Origin of the sequence: Actinomycetospora chibensis, from assembly GCF_028737215.1 — a bacterium.
Taxonomy (GTDB): Bacteria; Actinomycetota; Actinomycetes; order Mycobacteriales; family Pseudonocardiaceae; genus Actinomycetospora; species Actinomycetospora chibensis.
Map to the genome: position 1 here is coordinate 1 of NZ_JAQZAM010000014.1, position 19,731 is coordinate 19,731.

27 protein-coding genes are annotated in these 19,731 nt (G+C 69.8%); all 27 read right to left on the bottom strand.

Translation table 11 applies throughout. The features are described from left to right. Nucleotides 1-30: 30 nt before the first annotated feature. The 27 genes from rplO to PH189_RS21000 all read right to left on the bottom strand — a co-directional run bounded on the left by rplO (nucleotide 31) and on the right by PH189_RS21000 (nucleotide 19,671). Nucleotides 31-489 (bottom strand): 50S ribosomal protein L15, encoded by a 459-nt coding sequence (rplO, locus tag PH189_RS20870; RefSeq protein WP_274190758.1) that lies wholly within the window; start codon nucleotides 487-489, stop codon nucleotides 31-33. Next, nucleotides 482-673, bottom strand: coding sequence for a 50S ribosomal protein L30 (gene rpmD / locus PH189_RS20875; protein ID WP_274190759.1), 192 nt, complete (start codon nucleotides 671-673; stop codon nucleotides 482-484). The genes rplO and rpmD overlap by 8 nt, the downstream gene beginning before the upstream one ends. After that, nucleotides 673-1,308 carry a 30S ribosomal protein S5 gene (gene rpsE, locus PH189_RS20880; RefSeq protein ID WP_274190760.1) on the bottom strand — a complete coding sequence of 212 codons (636 nt, stop codon included), beginning with the start codon at nucleotides 1,306-1,308 and terminating at the stop codon, nucleotides 673-675. The genes rpmD and rpsE overlap by 1 nt, the downstream gene beginning before the upstream one ends. Before the next feature lie 40 nt (nucleotides 1,309-1,348). Continuing rightward, nucleotides 1,349-1,777 (bottom strand): 50S ribosomal protein L18, encoded by a 429-nt coding sequence (gene rplR / locus PH189_RS20885; RefSeq protein WP_274190761.1) that lies wholly within the window; start codon nucleotides 1,775-1,777, stop codon nucleotides 1,349-1,351. Continuing rightward, the gene (gene rplF, locus PH189_RS20890) at nucleotides 1,777-2,313 is read right to left on the bottom strand and encodes a 50S ribosomal protein L6 (RefSeq protein WP_274190762.1); all 537 of its coding nucleotides are present in this window, start codon (nucleotides 2,311-2,313) and stop codon (nucleotides 1,777-1,779) included. The genes rplR and rplF overlap by 1 nt, the downstream gene beginning before the upstream one ends. Before the next feature lie 26 nt (nucleotides 2,314-2,339). Beyond that, nucleotides 2,340-2,738, bottom strand: coding sequence for a 30S ribosomal protein S8 (rpsH, locus tag PH189_RS20895; RefSeq protein ID WP_274190763.1), 399 nt, complete (start codon nucleotides 2,736-2,738; stop codon nucleotides 2,340-2,342). Continuing rightward, nucleotides 2,735-2,998 carry a hypothetical protein gene (locus PH189_RS20900; protein WP_274190764.1) on the bottom strand — a complete coding sequence of 88 codons (264 nt, stop codon included), beginning with the start codon at nucleotides 2,996-2,998 and terminating at the stop codon, nucleotides 2,735-2,737. Before PH189_RS20900 ends, rpsH begins: the two co-directional genes overlap by 4 nt. After that, entirely contained in the window at nucleotides 2,995-3,180 is a 186-nt protein-coding gene (locus PH189_RS20905) for a type Z 30S ribosomal protein S14 (protein ID WP_133829609.1), read from the bottom strand. The genes PH189_RS20900 and PH189_RS20905 overlap by 4 nt, the downstream gene beginning before the upstream one ends. A 2-nt stretch (nucleotides 3,181-3,182) precedes the next feature. Further along, the gene (gene rplE, locus PH189_RS20910; protein ID WP_274190765.1) at nucleotides 3,183-3,755 is read right to left on the bottom strand and encodes a 50S ribosomal protein L5; all 573 of its coding nucleotides are present in this window, start codon (nucleotides 3,753-3,755) and stop codon (nucleotides 3,183-3,185) included. After that, nucleotides 3,752-4,075, bottom strand: a complete 324-nt coding sequence (rplX, locus tag PH189_RS20915) for a 50S ribosomal protein L24 (protein ID WP_274190766.1) — start codon at nucleotides 4,073-4,075, stop codon at nucleotides 3,752-3,754. The genes rplE and rplX overlap by 4 nt, the downstream gene beginning before the upstream one ends. Before the next feature lie 3 nt (nucleotides 4,076-4,078). Continuing rightward, complete coding sequence (gene rplN, locus PH189_RS20920) at nucleotides 4,079-4,447, bottom strand: 50S ribosomal protein L14 (protein WP_133829612.1); 369 nt, start codon at nucleotides 4,445-4,447, stop codon at nucleotides 4,079-4,081. A gap of 43 nt (nucleotides 4,448-4,490) precedes the next feature. Beyond that, nucleotides 4,491-4,733 carry a 30S ribosomal protein S17 gene (rpsQ, locus tag PH189_RS20925; RefSeq protein ID WP_274190952.1) on the bottom strand — a complete coding sequence of 81 codons (243 nt, stop codon included), beginning with the start codon at nucleotides 4,731-4,733 and terminating at the stop codon, nucleotides 4,491-4,493. Nucleotides 4,734-4,879: 146 nt separating this feature from the next. Beyond that, nucleotides 4,880-5,116, bottom strand: coding sequence for a 50S ribosomal protein L29 (gene rpmC / locus PH189_RS20930; RefSeq protein ID WP_274190767.1), 237 nt, complete (start codon nucleotides 5,114-5,116; stop codon nucleotides 4,880-4,882). Beyond that, complete coding sequence (gene rplP / locus PH189_RS20935) at nucleotides 5,116-5,532, bottom strand: 50S ribosomal protein L16 (RefSeq protein ID WP_274190768.1); 417 nt, start codon at nucleotides 5,530-5,532, stop codon at nucleotides 5,116-5,118. The genes rpmC and rplP overlap by 1 nt, the downstream gene beginning before the upstream one ends. A gap of 3 nt (nucleotides 5,533-5,535) precedes the next feature. After that, nucleotides 5,536-6,408, bottom strand: a complete 873-nt coding sequence (rpsC, locus tag PH189_RS20940) for a 30S ribosomal protein S3 (RefSeq protein WP_274190769.1) — start codon at nucleotides 6,406-6,408, stop codon at nucleotides 5,536-5,538. Further along, nucleotides 6,408-6,818, bottom strand: coding sequence for a 50S ribosomal protein L22 (rplV, locus tag PH189_RS20945; RefSeq protein WP_274190770.1), 411 nt, complete (start codon nucleotides 6,816-6,818; stop codon nucleotides 6,408-6,410). Before rplV ends, rpsC begins: the two co-directional genes overlap by 1 nt. A 61-nt stretch (nucleotides 6,819-6,879) precedes the next feature. After that, nucleotides 6,880-7,161, bottom strand: a complete 282-nt coding sequence (gene rpsS, locus PH189_RS20950; RefSeq protein WP_116708465.1) for a 30S ribosomal protein S19 — start codon at nucleotides 7,159-7,161, stop codon at nucleotides 6,880-6,882. 23 nt (nucleotides 7,162-7,184) lie between these two features. Beyond that, nucleotides 7,185-8,027 (bottom strand): 50S ribosomal protein L2, encoded by an 843-nt coding sequence (gene rplB, locus PH189_RS20955; protein WP_274190771.1) that lies wholly within the window; start codon nucleotides 8,025-8,027, stop codon nucleotides 7,185-7,187. Between the two features lie 2 nt (nucleotides 8,028-8,029). After that, nucleotides 8,030-8,335 carry a 50S ribosomal protein L23 gene (gene rplW / locus PH189_RS20960; protein ID WP_274190772.1) on the bottom strand — a complete coding sequence of 102 codons (306 nt, stop codon included), beginning with the start codon at nucleotides 8,333-8,335 and terminating at the stop codon, nucleotides 8,030-8,032. Next, entirely contained in the window at nucleotides 8,332-8,997 is a 666-nt protein-coding gene (rplD, locus tag PH189_RS20965) for a 50S ribosomal protein L4 (protein WP_274190953.1), read from the bottom strand. Before rplD ends, rplW begins: the two co-directional genes overlap by 4 nt. Before the next feature lie 236 nt (nucleotides 8,998-9,233). After that, nucleotides 9,234-9,887, bottom strand: a complete 654-nt coding sequence (gene rplC, locus PH189_RS20970; protein WP_274190773.1) for a 50S ribosomal protein L3 — start codon at nucleotides 9,885-9,887, stop codon at nucleotides 9,234-9,236. A gap of 59 nt (nucleotides 9,888-9,946) precedes the next feature. After that, a complete protein-coding gene (gene rpsJ, locus PH189_RS20975) occupies nucleotides 9,947-10,252 on the bottom strand; it encodes a 30S ribosomal protein S10 (RefSeq protein ID WP_116708461.1) in 306 nt (101 codons plus the stop codon). A 442-nt stretch (nucleotides 10,253-10,694) separates the two neighbouring features. Continuing rightward, complete coding sequence (gene tuf / locus PH189_RS20980) at nucleotides 10,695-11,888, bottom strand: elongation factor Tu (protein ID WP_133829621.1); 1,194 nt, start codon at nucleotides 11,886-11,888, stop codon at nucleotides 10,695-10,697. Nucleotides 11,889-12,076: 188 nt separating this feature from the next. Next, complete coding sequence (fusA, locus tag PH189_RS20985; RefSeq protein WP_274190774.1) at nucleotides 12,077-14,179, bottom strand: elongation factor G; 2,103 nt, start codon at nucleotides 14,177-14,179, stop codon at nucleotides 12,077-12,079. 99 nt (nucleotides 14,180-14,278) lie between these two features. Then, nucleotides 14,279-14,749, bottom strand: coding sequence for a 30S ribosomal protein S7 (rpsG, locus tag PH189_RS20990; protein ID WP_274190775.1), 471 nt, complete (start codon nucleotides 14,747-14,749; stop codon nucleotides 14,279-14,281). A 1-nt stretch (nucleotide 14,750) separates the two neighbouring features. Further along, nucleotides 14,751-15,125, bottom strand: coding sequence for a 30S ribosomal protein S12 (rpsL, locus tag PH189_RS20995; protein WP_116708457.1), 375 nt, complete (start codon nucleotides 15,123-15,125; stop codon nucleotides 14,751-14,753). A 634-nt stretch (nucleotides 15,126-15,759) separates the two neighbouring features. After that, nucleotides 15,760-19,671, bottom strand: coding sequence for a DNA-directed RNA polymerase subunit beta' (locus PH189_RS21000; protein ID WP_274190776.1), 3,912 nt, complete (start codon nucleotides 19,669-19,671; stop codon nucleotides 15,760-15,762). Between the last annotated feature and the right edge of the window lie 60 nt (nucleotides 19,672-19,731).

The following is a 19,731-nucleotide window of genomic DNA, read 5'->3' on the forward strand; positions in this document are numbered from 1 at the left end:
GGGCCGGTGCGTGCGTCACGAGGGGTACTGCTACTCGACGACGGTGGCGCTGCCGCCGGCGGCGGTCAGCTTCTCGCTCGCCGAGCCCGAGAACGAGTGCGCGGTGACGCGCAGCGTCACCGACCCGACCTCGCCGGTGCCGAGCACCTTGATCGGACGGCCGGCGCGCACGGCGCCCGCCTCGACGAGCTCGGCCGGGCCGACCTCGCCGCCGTCGGGGAACAGCCGGGCGAGGTCGCCGACGTTGACGACCTGCGCGACGACCTTGTTGCGGTTGCGGAAGCCCTTGAGCTTCGGCAGACGCATCTGCAGCGGCATCTGGCCGCCCTCGAAGCCCGCGGGGACGTTCTTCCGCGCGCCGGTGCCCTTGGTACCGCGACCGGCGGTCTTGCCCTTCGACGCCTCACCGCGACCGACACGGGTCTTCGCGGTCTTGGCGCCCGGGGCCGGGCGCAGGTGGTGCAGCTTGATCGGGGACGACTCAGCCATCGCTCCCCACCTCCTCGACCGTCACCAGGTGACGAACGGTGTTGATCAGGCCGCGGTTCTGGGGCGTGTCCGGGCGCACGACGGTGGCACCGATGCGCCGGAGCCCCAGGGTCCGCAGCGTCTCGCGCTGGTTGCGCTTGCCCCCGATCTGGGACCGGGTCTGGGTGACCTTGAGGTCGGCCATCACGACGCTCCCTGCGCGGCCCGGGCACGCAGCATGCGCGCCGGCGCCACGTCCTCGATCGGCAGGCCACGACGGGCGGCGACGGCCTCGGGGACCTGCAGGCCCTTCAGCGCCGCCACGGTGGCGTGCACGATGTTGATCGCGTTCTGGCTGCCGAGCGACTTCGACAGGATGTCGGCGATGCCCGCGCACTCCAGCACGGCACGCACCGGGCCACCGGCGATGACGCCGGTACCGGGGCTCGCCGGACGCAGGAGGACGACGCCCGCGGCGTCCTCGCCCTGGATCGGGTGCGTGATGGTGCCGCCGACGCGCGGGACGCGGAAGAAGTTCTTCTTCGCCTCCTCGACGCCCTTCGCGATCGCGGCGGGCACCTCCTTGGCCTTGCCGTAGCCGACGCCGACCATGCCGTCGCCGTCACCGACGACGACCAGGGCGGTGAAGCTGAAGCGACGACCACCCTTGACGACCTTGGCCACGCGGTTGATGGCGACGACGCGCTCGAGGTGCGGGGTGCGGTCCTGCTGGCGGTCGCGGCCGCCCTGCTGGCGGTCGCGACCGGCGCTGCCGCCCTGACGCTCGCCGCCCTGTGCGCCCGAGCCCGCGGGCCCGTCGCGCCGTGTGCGTCCCGGCATCAGGCGTTCCTTCCAATCGTGTTCGTCCTGGGAGTCCGCATCAGAACTGCAGACCCCCCTCGCGGGCCGCATCCGCGAGCTGCGCGATGCGACCGTGGTAGCGGCGACCGCCGCGGTCGAAGACGACCGCGTCGATGCTGGCGGCCCGCGAGCGAGCGGCGATGAGCTCCCCCACCTTCGCGGCCTGGGCCTTCTTGTCGCCCTCCAGCCCGCGCACGTCCGCCTCCAGCGTGGAGGCGTGGGCGAGGGTGTGACCGGCGATGTCGTCGACCACCTGCGCCGTGATGTGCCGGGTCGAGCGGGTGACGACCAGACGGGGACGCGACGGCGTGCCGGCGATCTTCTTGCGCAGCCGGACGTGGCGTCGGGTGCGACCCGTGCGACGCGTCTCCGAGATGTTCTTGCCCAGGTGGCCCCTGGCCTTGTCCTTGGGCGCTGCCGTGGTCGTGCTCTCGGTGTTGGTAGCCATCACTTGCCCGTCTTCCCGACCTTGCGGCGGATCTGCTCGCCGGCGTACCGGACGCCCTTGCCCTTGTACGGGTCAGGACGGCGCAGCCAGCGGATGTTGGCGGCCACCTGGCCGACCAGCTGCTTGTCGATGCCCTGCACGGAGAACCGCGTGGGGCTCTCGACCGCGAACGTGATGCCCTCGGGCGGATCGATCCGGACCGGGTGGCTGAACCCGAGCGCGAACACCAGGGTCGAGCCCTGGAGCTGCACGCGGTAGCCGACGCCGTGGATCTCGAGCTTGCGCTCGTAGCCCTGGCTCACGCCCTGCACGAGGTTGTTGAGCAGCGAGCGCGACAGGCCGTGCAGCGCACGGTTGTCCCGCTCGTCGTCGGGGCGGGCCACCGAGATGACACCGTCGTCGACCGAGACCCGGATGGGCTCGTCGACGGTGTGGCTCAGCGTGCCCTTCGGTCCCTTGACGGTGACCTGCTGGCCCTCGACCGCGACGTCCACGCCGGACGGCACGGTGATCGGGGCCTTGCCGATACGTGACATTGTCTGGTCCCTCTCCTTCCGAGCCGTTACCAGACGAAGGCGAGGACTTCCCCGCCCATCCGTCGCTGGTAGGCCTGCCGGTCGGTCAGCAGACCGGAGGACGTCGAGATGATGGCGACGCCGAGACCGCCGAGCACCCGGGGGAGCTCGTTGGACTTGGCGTAGATGCGCAGACCCGGCTTCGAGATGCGCTTGATGCCGGCGATGCTGCGCTCGCGGTTCGGCCCGTACTTGAGGTCGACCACGAGGGACTTGCCCACCGTGGCGTCCTCGGTGCGGAACCCGGCGATGTAGCCCTGGTCCAGGAGGACCTGCGCGACGTGGGTCTTGAGCTTGCTGTGCGGCATGGTCGCGCTCTCGTGGAACGCCGAGTTGGCGTTCCGGATGCGCGTCAGCATGTCCGCGATCGGGTCGGTCATCGTCATGACCAGGTCACCTTCCTCGCCGTGGTTCCCCGGGTCGGGCGCACGGAGGCCGTGCGCGCGGTCCCGATGGCGGGCCTGCGGCGTGTGGAGCTCTTCTGAGCGGTGGTTCGGGGATGCGCCGTCGGCGAGGCGACGCCGACGAGCATGTGCTCGCGGTGCGCCACGCGCTGGATCAGACGCAGGAGCGCGGGGTCGATCGCGCCCTCGCTCGGGGCCTCGGGGACCTCGGCGGTGTTCGCGGAGGTGTTCGCCGCGCTCACCAGGACGCCTTGCTGACGCCCGGGAGCTCGCCCCGGTGCGCCATCTCGCGCAGGCACACGCGGCAGAGCCCGAACTTCCGAAGCACGGCACGGGCGCGCCCGCAGCGGTTGCACCGGGTGTAGCCGCGAACCTTGAACTTCGGGGTCTTCGCGGCCTTGTTGACCAGAGCCTTCTTCGCCATTCTCAGTTCTCCCTGAACGGGAAGCCGAGCTGACGGAGCAGCGCCCGGCCCTCCTCGTCGGTGGTCGCGGAGGTGACCACGGTGATGTCCATGCCCCGCGGCCGGTCGATCGAGTCCTGGTCGATCTCGTGGAACATCGTCTGGTCCGACAGACCGAACGTGTAGTTGCCGGAGCCGTCGAACTGCTTCGGCGAGAGACCGCGGAAGTCACGGATGCGCGGCAGGCCGATGGTCAGCAGCCGGTCCAGGAACTCCCACATCCGCGCGCCGCGCAGGGTCGCGCGGGCGCCGATCGGCATGCCCTCGCGCAGCTTGAACTGCGCGATCGACTTGCGGGCCTTGCGGATCTCCGGCTTCTGGCCGGCGATGAGGGTGAGGTCGCGGACCGCGCCCTCCATCAGCTTGGAGTCCCGCGCGGCCTCGCCGACGCCCATGTTCACGACGACCTTGACGACGCCCGGGATCAGCATCGGGTTCGTGTACCCGAACTGCTCCGACAGCGCGTTCTTGATCTCGTCGTGGTAGCGCTGCTGCAGCCGCGGACGGGTCGTCTCGGGAGCTTCGGTCGTGGTCACGAGAGGTCCTTCCCGCTACGGCGCGCGATGCGCACGCGCTTCTGCTCGCCCTCGCCACCCTCGCGGCTGCCGACGCGGGTCGGCTTGCCGTCGGGGTCGACGACCATCACGTTCGAGACGTGGATCGGCGCTTCCTGGGTGACGATCCCGCCGCTCTGGGCGCCGCGCTGGTTGGCGGACTGGGCCGTGTGCTTCTTGACGCGGCCGACACCCTCGACGAGGACCTTGTCGCGGTCGGGGAAGGCCTTGATGACCTTGCCCTTGGCGCCCTTGTCCTTGCCGGCGATGACGACGACCGTGTCGCCCTTCTTGACCTTCATCTGCTACAGCACCTCCGGCGCGAGCGAGATGATCCGCATGAACCTCTTGTCGCGCAGCTCGCGGCCCACGGGGCCGAAGATGCGGGTCCCGCGGGGCTCACGGTCGTTCTTGATGAGCACGGCTGCGTTCTCGTCGAACTTGATGTACGAGCCGTCCGGGCGGCGCTTCTCCTTGCGGGTGCGCACGATGACGGCCTTGACGACCTCGCCGCGCTTGACACCGGCGGCCGGGATGGCTTCCTTCACGGTCGCCACGATGACGTCGCCGATGCCCGCGTAGCGGCGGGACGAGCCCCCGAGAACGCGGATGCACAGAATCTCCCGTGCACCCGTGTTGTCGGCGACACGCAGCCGCGACTCCTGCTGGATCACTTCTTCTCCTGACCTGCCCGCACGAGCGGACGGTTTCCAAGGATCACTTGGCCTTTTCGAGAATCTCGACGAGACGCCAGCGCTTGGTGGCCGACAGCGGCCGGGTCTCCATGAGGAGCACGCGGTCGCCGGGGCCGGCGGTGTTGTTCTCGTCGTGCGCCTTGACCTTCTTCGTGCGCCGGATGACCTTCGAGTAGCGCGGGTGCTTCACCCGGTCCTCGAGGCTGACGACGATGGTCTTGGCCATCTTGTCCGAGACGACGAGACCCTCACGCACCTTGCGCAGGCCACGGTCGTCGTTGCGGGCCTCGCCCGGGGTCTGCTGGGCCTTGTCGGCCTGCTTGACCTCGGCGCGGACCTGCTCCTGCTCGTCACGCTCGGGGGCGGTGGCGCCCGAGCTCGCCGGAGCAGTGGTCTCAGCGGTGCTCTCGCTCATGCCGCTCCCTCCTCATCGGGGGCGACCGACAGGCCGAGCTCGCGCTCGCGCATCACCGTGTAGATGCGCGCGATGTCGTGGCGCACGGTCCGCAGTCGACGGTTGTTGTCCAGCTGCCCGGTCGCCATCTGGAAGCGCAGGTTGAACAGCTCGGCCTTCGCCTCACGGGCGCGGGCGACGAGCTCCTCGGCGTTGAGCTCCCGGAGCTCGCTCGCGGGGGTTCCGGCGGCCATCAGAAACTCTCCTCACGGCTCACGATGCGGCAGCGCATCGGCAGCTTGTGCTGCGCGCGACGCAGCGCCTCGCGGGCCGTGGCCTCGTTCGGGTAGCTCATCTCGAACATGACCCGGCCCGGCTTCACGTTCGCCACCCACTTCTCGGGCGAGCCCTTGCCGGAACCCATGCGGGTCTCGGCCGGCTTCTTGGTCAGCGGCCGGTCCGGGAAGATGTTGATCCACACCTTGCCGCCACGGCGGATGTGCCGCGTGATTGCGATACGGGCGGACTCGATCTGCCGGTTGGTGACGTAGGCGTGCTCCAGGGCCTGGATGCCGTAGTCGCCGAAGGACATCTGGGTGCCGCCCTTGGCGGCGCCCGTCCGGTCCGGCCGGTGCTGCTTGCGGTACTTGACCTTGCGGGGGATCAGCATGACTCAGGACTCCGTCTGCGTGGTCGCCTCGGGGGCGGCGCCGGCGGGGGCCCCGCCCGTGGTCGCACCCGCACCTGCCTGCTCGGCAGCTGCGGCGCGCCCGGCCTCGGTGCTCGTCCCGGTCGTGCCCGACGAGCCGGAACGACGCCCGCGGGGACGGTCGTTCGAGCCGCCGCCACGGCCACGGCCACCACGCGGGTCGCGCGTCGCGGCGTCGAGCGCGGCCTGGCGCTCGGACTCGCGCTTGCCGCCGACCACGTCGCCCTTGTAGATCCAGACCTTCACGCCGATGCGGCCGAAGTTGGTCCGGGCCTCGAACAGGCCGTAGTCGATCTCCGCGCGCAGCGTGTGCAGCGGCACGCGCCCCTCGCGGTAGAACTCGGAGCGCGACATCTCGGCGCCACCGAGCCGGCCGGAGCACTGCACCCGGATGCCCTTCACGCCGGGGCTGCGCATGGCCGACTGCATGGCCTTGCGCATCGCGCGGCGGAACGACACACGATTGGACAGCTGCTCGGCGACGCCCTGCGCGACGAGCTGCGCGTCGGCCTCGGCACCCTTGACCTCGAGGATGTTCAGCTGGACCTGCTTGCCGGTCAGCTTCTCCAGGTTGCCGCGCAGGCGGTCCGCCTCGGCGCCGCGGCGCCCGATGACGATGCCCGGACGCGCGGTGTGGATGTCGACGCGGACGCGGTCACGCGTGCGCTCGATCTCGACCTTGGAGATGCCGGCCCGCTCCATGCCCTTGGAGAGCATGCGGCGGATCTTGACGTCCTCGGCCACGTAGTCGGCGTACTGCTTGTCGGCGTACCAGCGCGACTTCCAGTCGGTGGTGATACCGAGGCGGAAGCCGTGCGGGTTGATCTTCTGGCCCATCAGCGGCCACTCCTCTTCGAACGCGCTCGGCCGCCCTTCGCCGCGGCCACCTCGGTGACCTCGACGTAGATGTGGCTGGTCCGCTTCCGGATGCGGTACGCCCGGCCCTGCGCGCGGGGCTGGAACCGCTTCATGGTCGGACCCTCGTCCACGGTGATCGTGGAGATCACCAGGTTCGCGCGGTCCAGATCGACGTTGTTCTCGGCGTTGGCCACCGCGCTCGCGACGACCTTGGCCACCGGCTGGGCGGCCTTGAGCTCGGCGAACTGCAGCACCGAGGCGGCCTCGCCCACGGGCATGCCGCGCACCAGGTCCACCACGCGACGGACCTTCATCGGCGACATGCGCACGTAGCGCGCCCGCGCCACGGCCCCGCGCGGGGCCGTGTCGGTGTCGGCTGGTGCAGACATCTCTGACGTTCCTTCCTGATTCCGGGCCATGGAGGTCCCGCGCGCTGTATCCCGGCGTCGACTAGCGACGGCGGGAGCGGCGGTCCTCCTTGACGTGCCCGCGGAACGTGCGGGTCGGGGCGAACTCGCCGAGCTTGTGCCCGACCATGGATTCCGAGACGAACACGGGGACGTGCTTGCGTCCGTCGTGCACGGCCAGCGTGTGGCCGATCATGTCCGGGATGATCGTCGAACGGCGCGACCAGGTCCGGATGACCGTCTTGCGGTTGGCCTCGTTGAGCGCGTCCACCTTCTTGAGCAGGTGGTCGTCGACGAACGGGCCCTTCTTGAGACTGCGTGGCATCGCTTCGCTCCCTCCTGCTCTCGTCAGCGCTTCTTCTTGCCCTTGCCGGTGCGGCGGCGACGCACGATCATGCGGTCGCTCTCCTTCCGGCCTCGGGTACGGCCCTCGGGCGTGCCGGCGGGGTTGACCGGGTGGCGACCACCGGAGGTCTTGCCCTCACCACCGCCGTGCGGGTGGTCGACCGGGTTCATGGCGACACCGCGCACCGACGGGCGCTTGCCGCGCCAGCGGTTGCGGCCCGCCTTGCCCCAGTTGATGTTCGAGTGCTCGGCGTTGCCGACCTCGCCGATGCTGGCGCGGCACCGGACGTCCACGTTGCGGATCTCGCCCGAGGGCATCCGCAGCTGGGCGTGGGGGCCGTCCTTGGCCACCAGCTGCACCTTCGAGCCGGCCGAGCGCGCGATCTTGGCGCCGCCACCGGGGCGGAGCTCGATCGCGTGGATCGTCGTACCGGTCGGGATGTTGCGCAGCGGGAGGTTGTTGCCCGGCTTGATGTCGGCCTTGGGGCCGGCCTCCACCGTGTCGCCCTGGTGCAGCCGCTCCGGGGCGATAATGTAGCGCTTCTCGCCGTCCGCGTAGTGCAGCAGCGCGATGCGCGAGGTGCGGTTCGGGTCGTACTCGATGTGAGCGACCTTGGCCGGCACGCCGTCCTTGTCGTGGCGACGGAAGTCGATGAGCCGGTAGGCCCGCTTGTGGCCCCCGCCCTGGTGCCGGGTCGTGATGCGCCCGGTGACGTTGCGGCCGCCCTTGTTGTGCAGCGGACGGATCAGCGACTTCTCGGGGTGGTCGCGCGTGATCTCGGCGAAGTCCGAGACGCTCGCGCCGCGCCGCCCCGCGGTCGTCGGCTTGTACCTGCGGATTCCCATGGTCAGCTCCCTGCCCCGGGCGCGCCGAACACGTCGATGGTCCGGCTCTCGGGCGTCACCGTCACGACCGCGCGCTTGGTGTCCTTGCGCTTGCCGAAGCCGCGGCGGGAGCGCTTGCGCTTCCCCTCACGGTTCAGCGTGTTCACGCTGGCCACCTGCACGTCGAAGATCTGCTGAACGGCGACCTTGATCTGCGTCTTGTTCGCGTCCGGGCGCACCAGGAAGGTGTACTGGCGCTCCTCGAGCAGGCCGTAGCTCTTCTCGGAGATGACCGGCGCGATGATCACGTCTCGCGGGTCGGCGATCACTTCTCGGCCTCCTTCTGGGCGGGCGGGTCGGTGACCGTGCGCGAGGCGATGAAGGCCTCGAGCGCCGCGGACGTGAAGACCACGTCGTCGGCGCGCAGGACGTCGTAGGTGTTGAGCTGGTCCGGCGTGATCATGTGGACCGCCGGCAGGTTGGCCACGCTGCGGCGGCCGGCCTCGTCCTCGCGGGCGACGACGGCGAGCACGTTGCGGAGCTCCGCACCCGACGTCACCACGCCCGAGAGCGCCGTGCGGGCGCCCTTGGTGGACGGGGCGGTGCCCTCGATCAGCGCCGAGAAGACGTGGATGCGCTCGTGACGGGCGCGGTCCGACAGCGCGCCGCGCAGGGCGGCCGCCTTCATCTTCTTGGGGGTCCGCTGGTCGTAGTCGCGCGGCGTCGGTCCGTGGACCGTGCCGCCGCCGGTGAACTGCGGTGCGCGCACCGAGCCCTGGCGGGCGCGGCCGGTGCCCTTCTGGCGGTACGGCTTCCTGCCGCCGCCGCGGACCTCGCCGCGCGTCTTGGTGTCGTGCGTGCCCTGACGGGCCGCCGCGAGCTGCGCGGTGACGACCTGGTGCATCAGCGCGGTGCTGGCCGGGGCGTCGAACAGCACGCCCGGGAGCTCCACGGTGCCGTCGGTCCCGCCGGTCGGGGTGTTCACCGGCACGGAGCGCGTCTCGCCGGAGGCCGTCGCGTGCTGGTCCCGCCGGGCGAGACGACGTGCCTCGCCGGCCGTGTAGCCGCGGCGACGGGTCGAGTGACCGTGCGTCGCCCGGAGCGTGGCGGTGGCCGCGGCCGTCGCCGAGCTGGTGCCGGCCTCGGTCTGCTCGGCCGCGTCGGGGCCTTCGGAGTCGGTCACTCCGGGGGTGTGTCCGTCGGCTGCCTTGTCCTGGCCCGGGGTGCTCACTGCTCACCGCCCTTCGCGGGGTCGACCTTGGCGGCCGACGTGACGAGAACCAGGCCGCCGCGCGGGCCGGGGACGGCGCCGCGGATCAGCAGCAGGCCCGCGTCGGCGTCCACGCCGTGCACGGTCAGGTTCTGCGTGGTTACCTTCTCGTTGCCCATCCGGCCGGCCATGCGCGTGCCCTTGAAGACACGCGCCGGGGTGGCGCAGCCGCCGATGGAGCCCGGCGAGCGGTGCTTGCGCTGCGTGCCGTGGCTGGCCCCGAGGCCGCCGAAGCCGTGGCGCTTCATGACACCCGCCGTGCCCTTGCCCTTGCTGGTGCCCGAGACGTCGACGACGGCACCGGCGGCGAACGCCTCGGCGGTGACCTCCTGGCCGACCTCGTACTCGCTCGCGTCGCTGGTGCGCAGCTCCGCGAGGTGGCGCCGCGGGGTCACCCCGGCCTTGGAGAAGTGGCCGGTCTCCGGCTTGTTCACCTTGCGCGGATCGATGGCGCCGAAGGCGATCTGCACGGCGTTGTAGCCGTCCACCGAGGGGGTGCGCACCTGCGTCACGACGCAGGGGCCGGCCTTCACCACGGTCACCGGGACGATGCGGTTCGACTCGTCGAACACCTGGGTCATGCCGACCTTGGTGCCGAGGACGCCGCTCATCTTCCGCTCGTGGCGTGCCGGCGCTGCATTGGCTGCATTCGCTGTCGTCACTGCCGACCTCACTGGATGTTCACGTCGACGCTCGCCGGCAGGTCGATGCGCATGAGCGCGTCCACCGTCTTCGGCGTGGGGTCGACGATGTCGATCAGTCGCTTGTGGGTGCGCATCTCGAAGTGCTCGCGCGAGTCCTTGTACTTGTGCGGCGAGCGGATGACGCAGTAGATGTTCTTCTCGGTGGGCAGCGGCACGGGCCCGACCACGGAGGCGCCGGTGCGCGTCACGGTCTCGACGATCTTGCGAGCCGACGCGTCGATCGCTTCGTGGTCGTAGGCCTTGAGCCGGATGCGGATCTTCTGTCCCGCCATGGTGGCTTTGCCGTTCCTCTTCTCGTCCCGCCAGGGTGTGACCCCTGGTGGCTGGCCAGGTTCTCGAGACGCCCCGGTGCTCATGCCTCCGGCCCGGACACCCCCGAGCGAGACCGTCTCCGGTCCACGCGGTCGGGTGTGTCGAGTCGGTCGACAGGCTCCGCCGTGTGCACTCCGCACACCGCGGCCCCGCGGACCCCGCGCTGTTCAACGTGTGTCCGTCCCGCTCCTCGACACGAGGGGCGGCACGGTGGACCCCCGGCACGATGGCCGGGCGATCCGGGCCCACGGTGTGGCTCTCGGACCCCCGCTCACAGCAGGGCGGTCGACTCGATACAGCCTGAGCCGACCGCCCCGTGCGAGCTAGGTGTCCAGTGTCGCACGGCCGCTCGGGCCGAGCCCCACCGGGGTCGGAGAAGGGGCTCGAGCCCCTTCCCCTGTCCTACTTGCTGATCTTCGTGACCTGACCGGCGCCGACCGTCCGGCCACCCTCACGGATGGCGAACTGGAGGCCCTCCTCCATGGCGATCGGCTGGATCAGCTGGACGGACATCTCGGTGTTGTCACCGGGCATGACCATCTCCGTGCCCTCCGGCAGCGTCACCACGCCGGTGACGTCGGTGGTCCGGAAGTAGAACTGGGGGCGGTAGTTGTTGAAGAACGGCGTGTGCCGTCCGCCCTCGTCCTTGCCCAGGATGTAGACCTGGCCCTCGAACTCGGTGTGCGGCGTGATCGAACCGGGCTTGCCGATGACCATGCCGCGCTCGACGTCCTCGCGCTTGATGCCGCGCAGGAGCAGACCGACGTTGTCGCCGGCGCGTCCCTCGTCGAGGAGCTTGCGGAACATCTCGATGCCCGTGGTGGTGGTCTTCGTCGACTTCGCGCGGATGCCGATGATCTCCACCTCCTCGTTCACCTTGACGATGCCGCGCTCGACGCGGCCGGTGACGACGGTGCCGCGGCCCGTGATCGTGAAGACGTCCTCGACGGGCATGAGGAACGGCTTGTCGGTGTCACGCTCCGGCGACGGGATGCTGTCGTCGACGGCGTCCATCAGGCTCATGATGGCGTCGCCCCACTCGGCGTCGCCCTCGAGCGCCTTGAGCGCGGAGACGCGGACCACGGGCAGGTCGTCGCCGGGGAAGTCCTGCGACGAGAGGAGCTCGCGGACCTCCATCTCGACGAGCTCCATGATCTCCTCGTCGTCGACCATGTCCGCCTTGTTCAGCGCCACCACGATGTAGGGGACGCCGACCTGGCGCGCGAGCAGCACGTGCTCGCGGGTCTGCGGCATGGGGCCGTCGGTGGCGGCCACCACGAGGATGGCGCCGTCCATCTGGGCGGCACCGGTGATCATGTTCTTGACGTAGTCGGCGTGCCCGGGGCAGTCGACGTGCGCGTAGTGGCGCTTCTCGGTCTGGTACTCGACGTGCGCGATCGAGATCGTGATGCCGCGCTGCCGCTCCTCCGGCGCCTTGTCGATCATGTCGAAGGCCGACGCCTGGTTGAGCTGCGGGAACTTGTCGTGCAGCACCTTGGTGATCGCCGCGGTGAGCGTCGTCTTCCCGTGGTCGATGTGACCGATCGTGCCGATGTTGACGTGCGGCTTGGTCCGCTCGAACTTGGCTTTCGCCACTGCTCTCGTCCTCCTGGACTGTGTTCTCCTGGCTCGTCCCTCGTGACGGGACGGGCCGGGTGGTGCTCGTCGGTGGGTCCTGCCGTGTCTCGGAGGACCGAGAGGGCCGACACGAGGCTAGCGAAAGCCCTGTGACGTCCCGCGACGTGGTCCGCGACCCGGGCTCTCACCCGGGTCACGGACCCGCGTCACTCGCCGGTCGCCTTCGCGATGATCTCCTTGGCCACGTTGGCCGGGACCTCCGCGTAGGAGTCGAACTGCATGGAGTAGTTCGCCCGGCCCTGGGTCCGCGACCGCAGGTCGCCGACGTAGCCGAACATCTCCGAGAGCGGGACGATCGCGCGTACGACGCGGCCGCCGGCCCGCTCCTCCATGGCCTGGATGTGGCCACGGCGGGAGTTGAGGTCGCCGATGACGTCACCCATGTAGTCCTCGGGGGTGTTCACCTCGACGGCCATCACCGGCTCGAGCAGCGCGGGGTCGGCCTTGCGGGCCGCCTCCTTGAGCGCCATCGATCCGGCGACCTTGAACGCCATCTCCGACGAGTCGACCTCGTGGTACTGACCGTCGAGCAGCGTCAGCTTGAGCCCGACCATCGGGTAGCCGGCCACGATGCCGTACTGCATCGCGTCCTGGGCGCCCTCGTCCACCGACGGGATGTACTCCCGCGGGACGCGACCACCGGTCACCTTGTTGTCGAACTCGTAGAGCGGACCGTCGGCCGTCTTCTCGAGCGGCTCGAGCTTGATGATGACGCGGGCGAACTGCCCCGAACCACCGGTCTGCTTCTTGTGCGTGTACTCGTACTTGTCGACCGTCTTGCGGATGGTCTCGCGGTAGGCCACCTGCGGCTTACCGATGTTGGCCTCGACCTTGTAGTCGGACTTCATCCGGTTGACCAGCACCTCGAGGTGGAGCTCGCCCATCCCCGAGATGATCGTCTGCCCGGTCTCCTCGTCGAGGTTGACCCGGAAGGTCGGGTCCTCGTCGGCGAGACGCTGGATGGCCGTCGACAGCTTCTCCTGGTCGGCCTTCGACTTCGGCTCGACCGCGACGGAGATGACCGGCTCCGGGAAGGTCATCGACTCGAGGATCACAGGGTTCTGCGGGTCGCAGAGGGTGTCGCCCGTGGTCGTGTCCTTCAGGCCCACCACCGCGTAGATGTGGCCGGCGGTGGCGTTGTCGACCGGGTTCTCCTTGTTGGAGTGCATCTGCAGGAACTTGCCGATGCGCTCCTTCCGGTCCTTGGTCGAGTTGATGAGCTGCGTGCCCTGGGAGGCCTTGCCCGAGTAGACCCGGACGTAGGTCAGCTTCCCGTAGAACGGGTGCGCGGCGATCTTGAACGCCAGGGCCGCGAAGGGCTCGTCGGTGTTGGGGCTGCGCTGGATCGGCGTCTCGCCGTCGAGCAGCGTGCCCTCGACCGGCGGGACGTCGGTCGGCGCCGGCAGGTAGGCGATGACGGCGTCGAGCATGGGCTGCACGCCCTTGTTCTTGAACGCCGAACCACAGATGACCGGGTAGGCCTCGCCGGTGACGGTCACGGCGCGGATGCCGTGCTCGATCTCCTCGACGGTGAGCTCCTCGCCGGCGAAGTAGCGCTCCATGAGCGCGTCGTCCTTCTCGGCGACGGCCTCGAGCAGCGCCTCGCGGTAGGAGGCGACCTGCTCGGCCATCTCGGCCGGGATCTCCTCGACCGCGTAGTCCTCGCCCTTGGACACGTCACCGCGCCAGGTCAGCGCGCGCATGCGCACCAGGTCGACGACGCCGTAGAACTCCGACTCCGACCCCATCGGCAGCTGCAGGACCAGCGGCTTGGCGCCGAGGCGGTCCTTGATCGTCTGCACGGTGAAGTAGAAGTCCGCGCCGAGCTTGTCCATCTTGTTGACGAAGCAGATGCGCGGGACGTTGTAGGTGTCGGCCTGGCGCCACACCGTCTCCGACTGCGGCTCCACGCCCTCCTTGCCGTCGAAGACGGCGACGGCGCCGTCCAGGACGCGCAGGGAGCGCTCGACCTCGACCGTGAAGTCGACGTGACCCGGCGTGTCGATGATGTTGATCTGGTGGTCTTTCCAGAAGCAGGTCGTCGCGGCGGACGTGATCGTGATGCCGCGCTTCTGCTCCTCCTCCATCCAGTCCATCGTGGCCGCGCCGTCGTGGACCTCACCGATCTTGTAGTTGATGCCGGTGTAGAACAGGACGCGCTCGGTCGTGGTGGTCTTGCCCGCGTCGATGTGGGCCATGATCCCGATGTTGCGGACCTTGCCCAGGTCGGTCAGCACGTCGCGTGCCACGAGATTCCTCTTCCGTCGGGTCGTCGCCGCGGGTCCCGCGGCGGGTGTTCTCGGATCGGTCGGGGACCGGGGTGGTTCGCACCCCGGCGCCCCACGCGATCACCAGCGGTAGTGCGCGAACGCCTTGTTCGACTCCGCCATCTTGTGGGTGTCCTCGCGGCGCTTCACGGCCGCGCCGAGGCCGTTCGAGGCGTCGAGCAGCTCGTTGCAGAGCCGGTCGATCATCGTCTTCTCGCGACGGGCGCGGGAGTACGTGATCAGCCAACGCAGGCCGAGCGTGGTCGAGCGGCCGGCCCGGACCTCGATCGGCACCTGGTAGGTCGCGCCACCGACACGGCGGCTGCGGACCTCGAGGGCCGGCTTCACGTTGTCCAGCGCGCGCTTGAGCGTGACCACCGGGTCGGCGCCGTTGCGCTCCCGGCAGCCCTCCATGGCGCCGTAGACGATGCGCTCGGCCAACGAGCGCTTCCCGTCGACGAGTACCTTGTTGACGAGCTGCGTCACGAGGGGCGACCCGTAGACGGGGTCGGCGACCAGCGGACGCTTCGGTGCGGGTCCCTTACGCGGCATGTCAGCTCTTGTCCTTCTTCGTCCCGTAGCGGCTGCGGGCCTGCTTGCGGTTCTTGACCGCCTGCGTGTCCAGCGCGCCGCGAATGATCTTGTACCGGACGCCGGGGAGATCCTTCACCCGGCCACCACGCACGAGCACGATCGAGTGCTCCTGCAGGTTGTGGCCCTCGCCCGGGATGTAGGCGGTGACCTCGATGCCGTTCGAGAGCCGGACGCGCGCGACCTTGCGCAGCGCGGAGTTCGGCTTCTTCGGCGTGGTGGTGTAGACGCGGGTGCAGACGCCACGGCGCTGCGGGCTCCCCTTCAGGGCCGCGGTCTTGGTCTTCTCGACCTTGTCCTCGCGGCCCCGGCGGACCAACTGCTGGATGGTGGGCATCGAGTGCGCTGACTTCCGTTCCTCTGGACTGTCTGATCGGGCTCGTACGTCCGCACCCGGGGTACCGGCTCTGTCGGCCGGCCGGGGAGAGGGGCGCCGTGGCTCCCCGCTCGGGAACCGGCGCACCACACACCCACCGGCACGCGGAACGACCCGACCACGTCGGGCTCTGCGTTCCAGGGTACGCGCATCCCGCACGGCAGCATGCAGCGGGTCGGATCAGGGCCCGGACCGCCTCTTGGCGGTCTCCGGGAATGCCACCGGCGTCCTGAGCTCCGGGGCCCCTCGGGTGTCCTCGGTGGGCGCCTCACGGGCCACCATGCCGCCGCAGGACGACGACCGGACCTCCACAGCATCCCCCACCGCCGGAGCGCCGTGCAACCCGGCCCCCTGTGACGCCCTCCGTGGGCGCTCCGGGCCTGGTGGGGAGCGAGGGACGCCTTGGGTGCCCTGGAGGCAGTCGAGGCGTCCCTCGCGTCACCGACCGCGCGCCGCTCCACAGAAGCGAGGGGCGCCCTGAGCGCCCTGAGAGCAGCCGAGGCGTCCCTCGCACCACCGACCGCGCACACGACGGAGGGCGCCCCCGCTGGTGCGGGGACGCCCTCCGGTGTCGTGCGGTGCTACGCCTTCGAGGTCAGCGGAACTGGCCGAAGTCGTAGTCGTCGAGCGGCACGGCGGCACCGCTGCCCGAGCCGAACACGTCGGGGGCGTAGTACCCGTCGTCGTAGCTCGGCAGGGCGTAGGCGGCCGCGCGGGCCTCCTCGGTCGGCTGGACCTGGATGTTCCGGTACCGGTTGATGCCGGTGCCGGCCGGGATCAGCTTTCCGATGATCACGTTCTCCTTCAGTCCGACCAGGCTGTCGGACTTCCCCTCGATGGCCGCGTTCGTGAGGATGCGCGTCGTCTCCTGGAAGGAGGCGGCGGACAGCCACGACTCGGTGGCCAGCGAGGCCTTCGTGATGCCCATGAGCACCGGGCGGGCCGCCGCCGGGTCGCCGCCCTCGGAGACCACCTTGCGGTTGGCCGCCTCGAACTCGGCGCGGTCGACGACACCACCGGGCAGGAACTCGGTGGCACCCGAGTCGATGATCGTCACCCGGCGGAGCATCTGCCGGACGATGACCTCGATGTGCTTGTCGTGGATCGACACACCCTGCGACCGGTACACCTTCTGCACCTGGTCGACGAGGTGCAGCTGCACCTCGCGGGGGCCCATCACGCGCAGCACCTCGTGCGGGTCGGCCGTGCCCTCGAGCAGCTGCTGACCGACGCCCACGTGGTCGCCGTCCTGCAGCGGGCGCTCGGAGCCGTCGACCGGCACCGTGGCGAGCCGCATGCGCTTGGACAGCTTGTCGTAGACGACCTCCTCGCTCCCGTCGTCCGGGATGAGGGTGATCTTCCAGAACTTGTCGCCGTCCTCGAGCTGGATGCGGCCGTCGACGTCGGCGATCGGCGCCTTGCCCTTCGGGACGCGGGCCTCGAAGAGCTCCTGCACACGCGGCAGACCCGTGGTGATGTCCTCACCCGCGACGCCACCGGTGTGGAAGGTGCGCATCGTCAGCTGCGTGCCGGGCTCACCGATGGACTGGGCGGCGACGATGCCGACCGCCTCGCCCACGTCGACGAGCTTGCCGGTGGCCAGCGAGCGGCCGTAGCAGCGGGCGCAGACACCCTGAGCCGAGTCGCAGGTCAGGACGCTGCGGACCCGGACCTTGCCGACGCCCGAGCCCAGGAGGGCGTCGATCGCCTGCTGGCCGATGTCGGCACCGCGGTCGAGCAGCACGTTGCCGTCGGCGTCGGTGACGGCCGAGGCCGCGGTCCGGGTGTAGACGCTGGTGTCGACGTGGATGTCGCGCACCAGGGTCCCGTCCGGGCCCTCCTCGCCGATCGGCATCGGGATGCCGCGCTCGGTGCCGCAGTCGACCTCGCGGACGATGACGTCCTGCGAGACGTCGACGAGACGCCGGGTCAGGTAGCCCGAGTCGGCGGTCCGCAGGGCGGTGTCGGCCAGACCCTTGCGGGTGCCGTGTGTCGAGATGAAGTACTCGACGACCGAGAAGCCCTCGCGGAAGTTCGACTTGATCGGGCGCGGGATGAACTCGCCCTTCGGGTTCGCGACCAGACCCTTCATGCCCGCCAGCTGGCGGACCTGGGTCATGTTGCCGGCCGCGCCCGAGGCGACGATCCGGGAGATGGAGTTGTCGGCGGGGAAGTTGTCCTCCATCGCCTTCGCCACCTCCTCGGTGGCCTGGCCCCAGATGCGCACCATCTCGTCGTTGCGCTCCTGGTAGGAGAGCGCACCGCGCTGGTAGCGCTTGTTGACCTGCTCCGCGCGCGTCTCGTACTCGTCGAGGATCTCCTGCTTGCGCGGGGGCACGACGACGTCGTCGATGGCGATGGTGACGCCCGAGCGCGTGGCCCAGTGGAAGCCGGCGTCCTTGAGCCGGTCCAGGGTCATCGCGACCTCGGTCATCGAGTAGCGCTCGGCGAGGTCGTTGATGATCGCGGCCTGGCGCTTCTTCGGCAGCTGGTCGTTGACGAAGGGGTAGTCCTCCGGCAGCAGCTCGTTGAAGAGCACCCGACCCAGCGTCGTGTCGGCCAGCCACGGCTTGCCCGGCTCGTGGGAGCCGTTCGTCATCCCCGGACCGGGCACGACCGAGCCCACGAGGCGAATCTTGATCGGCGCCTGGAGGTCGAGCGACCCCAGGTCGAACGCCATGATCGCCTCGGCCACCGACGAGTACGCCCGGCCCTCGCCGGCCGTGCCCTCGCGGCGCTGGGTGAGGTAGTACAGGCCGGTCACCATGTCCAGGCGCGGCATGGCCAGCGGCTTGCCGGACGCCGGCGACAGGATGTTGTTCGCCGACAGCATGAGGATGCGGGCCTCGGCCTGCGCCTCGGCGGACAGCGGCAGGTGGACCGCCATCTGGTCACCGTCGAAGTCGGCGTTGAACGCCTCGCAGACCAGCGGGTGCAGCTGGATGGCCTTGCCCTCGACCAGCTGCGGCTCGAAGGCCTGGATGCCGAGGCGGTGCAGCGTGGGCGCCCGGTTCAGCATCACCGGGTGCTCGTTGATGACCTCCTCGAGCACGTCCCAGACCTGGCCGCGCTGACGCTCGACCATGCGCTTCGCGGACTTGATGTTCTGCGCGTGGTTGAGGTCGACCAGCCGCTTCATGACGAACGGCTTGAACAGCTCGAGCGCCATCTGCTTGGGCAGGCCGCACTGGTGCAGCTTGAGCTGCGGGCCGACGACGATGACCGAACGGCCGGAGTAGTCGACGCGCTTGCCGAGCAGGTTCTGACGGAACCGGCCCTGCTTGCCCTTGAGCAGGTCGGACAGCGACTTGAGCGGGCGGTTGCCCGGCCCGGTCACCGGCCGGCCGCGACGGCCGTTGTCGAACAGCGCGTCGACGGCCTCCTGCAACATCCGCTTCTCGTTGTTGACGATGATCTCGGGCGCGCCGAGGTCGATCAGTCGCTTGAGGCGGTTGTTGCGGTTGATGACCCGGCGGTACAGGTCGTTGAGGTCCGACGTCGCGAAGCGGCCACCGTCGAGCTGCACCATCGGGCGCAGGTCCGGCGGGATGACCGGGACACAGTCGAGCACCATGCCGCCGGGACGGTTCCCGGTGGCCTGGAACGCCGCGACGACCTTGAGCCGCTTGAGCGCGCGCAGCTTGCGCTGGCCCTTGCCCGAGCGGATGGTCTCGCGGAGGTTGTCGGCCTCGGCGTCGATGTCGAAGGTCTCCAGGAGCTTCTGGATCGCCTCGGCACCCATGGCGCCGGTGAAGTAGTCCGCGTAGCGGTCGTAGAGCTCGCGGTAGAGCGTCTCGTCCGAGATCAGCTGGGCACGGTCGAGCTTGACGAACGTGGTCCAGACCTCGTCGAGGCGGTCGATCTCGCGCTGCGCACGGTCGCGCAGCTGGCGCATCTCGCGCTCGCCGCCCTCCTTGACCTTGCGCCGCACGTCGGACTTCGCGCCCTCGGCCTCGAGCTCGGCGATGTCGCTCTCGAGCTTCTGCGCGCGGGCCTCGAGGTCGTTGTCGCGCTGGGTCTCGAGGCGCTTGCGCTCCCCGGAGATCTCGTTCTCCAGCGTCGACTGGTCCGCGTGACGCTGGTCCTTGTTGACGTCCGTGATCACGTACGCCGCGAAGTAGATGATCTTCTCGAGGTCCTTGGGCGCCAGGTCGAGCAGGTAGCCCAGGCGCGACGGGACGCCCTTGAAGTACCAGATGTGCGTGACCGGCGCGGCCAGCTCGATGTGGCCCATGCGCTCGCGGCGCACCTTGGCCCGGGTCACCTCGACGCCGCAGCGCTCACAGATGATGCCCTTGAAGCGGACGCGCTTGTACTTGCCGCAGTAGCACTCCCAGTCCCGGGTCGGACCGAAGATCTTCTCGCAGAAGAGTCCGTCCTTCTCGGGCTTGAGCGTGCGGTAATTGATGGTCTCGGGCTTCTTGACCTCGCCGAAGGACCACTGGCGGATGTCGTCGGCGGTGGCCAGACCGATCCGCAGCTCGTCGAAGAAGTTGACGTCGAGCAAAGGTTCTCCCCTGGATGGGTGAGCGGTGTATCGAAGGTCCGCGGGCCGGCCCCGGTGTGG

Bases quoted from the DNA above. Each gene is read 5' to 3' on its own strand.
- rplC (WP_274190773.1), bottom strand. From the start codon at position 9,887: ATGAGCGGCGTCCTCGGCACCAAGGTCGGCATGACCCAGGTGTTCGAC.
- rplO (WP_274190758.1), bottom strand. From the start codon at position 489: ATGGCTGAGTCGTCCCCGATCAAGCTGCACCACCTGCGCCCGGCCCCG.
- PH189_RS20905 (WP_133829609.1), bottom strand. From the start codon at position 3,180: ATGGCGAAGAAGGCTCTGGTCAACAAGGCCGCGAAGACCCCGAAGTTC.
- rpsJ (WP_116708461.1), bottom strand. From the start codon at position 10,252: ATGGCGGGACAGAAGATCCGCATCCGGCTCAAGGCCTACGACCACGAA.
- rpsL (WP_116708457.1), bottom strand. From the start codon at position 15,125: ATGCCCACCATCCAGCAGTTGGTCCGCCGGGGCCGCGAGGACAAGGTC.
- rplR (WP_274190761.1), bottom strand. From the start codon at position 1,777: ATGGCTACCAACACCGAGAGCACGACCACGGCAGCGCCCAAGGACAAG.
- rpmC (WP_274190767.1), bottom strand. From the start codon at position 5,116: ATGGCCGCCGGAACCCCCGCGAGCGAGCTCCGGGAGCTCAACGCCGAG.
- rpsE (WP_274190760.1), bottom strand. From the start codon at position 1,308: ATGCCGGGACGCACACGGCGCGACGGGCCCGCGGGCTCGGGCGCACAG.
- rpmD (WP_274190759.1), bottom strand. From the start codon at position 673: ATGGCCGACCTCAAGGTCACCCAGACCCGGTCCCAGATCGGGGGCAAG.
- rpsH (WP_274190763.1), bottom strand. From the start codon at position 2,738: ATGACGATGACCGACCCGATCGCGGACATGCTGACGCGCATCCGGAAC.
- rplV (WP_274190770.1), bottom strand. From the start codon at position 6,818: ATGTCTGCACCAGCCGACACCGACACGGCCCCGCGCGGGGCCGTGGCG.
- rpsS (WP_116708465.1), bottom strand. From the start codon at position 7,161: ATGCCACGCAGTCTCAAGAAGGGCCCGTTCGTCGACGACCACCTGCTC.
- rplF (WP_274190762.1), bottom strand. From the start codon at position 2,313: ATGTCACGTATCGGCAAGGCCCCGATCACCGTGCCGTCCGGCGTGGAC.
- rpsC (WP_274190769.1), bottom strand. From the start codon at position 6,408: ATGGGCCAGAAGATCAACCCGCACGGCTTCCGCCTCGGTATCACCACC.
- rplP (WP_274190768.1), bottom strand. From the start codon at position 5,532: ATGCTGATCCCCCGCAAGGTCAAGTACCGCAAGCAGCACCGGCCGGAC.
- rplB (WP_274190771.1), bottom strand. From the start codon at position 8,027: ATGGGAATCCGCAGGTACAAGCCGACGACCGCGGGGCGGCGCGGCGCG.
- rpsG (WP_274190775.1), bottom strand. From the start codon at position 14,749: ATGCCGCGTAAGGGACCCGCACCGAAGCGTCCGCTGGTCGCCGACCCC.
- rplX (WP_274190766.1), bottom strand. From the start codon at position 4,075: ATGAAGGTCAAGAAGGGCGACACGGTCGTCGTCATCGCCGGCAAGGAC.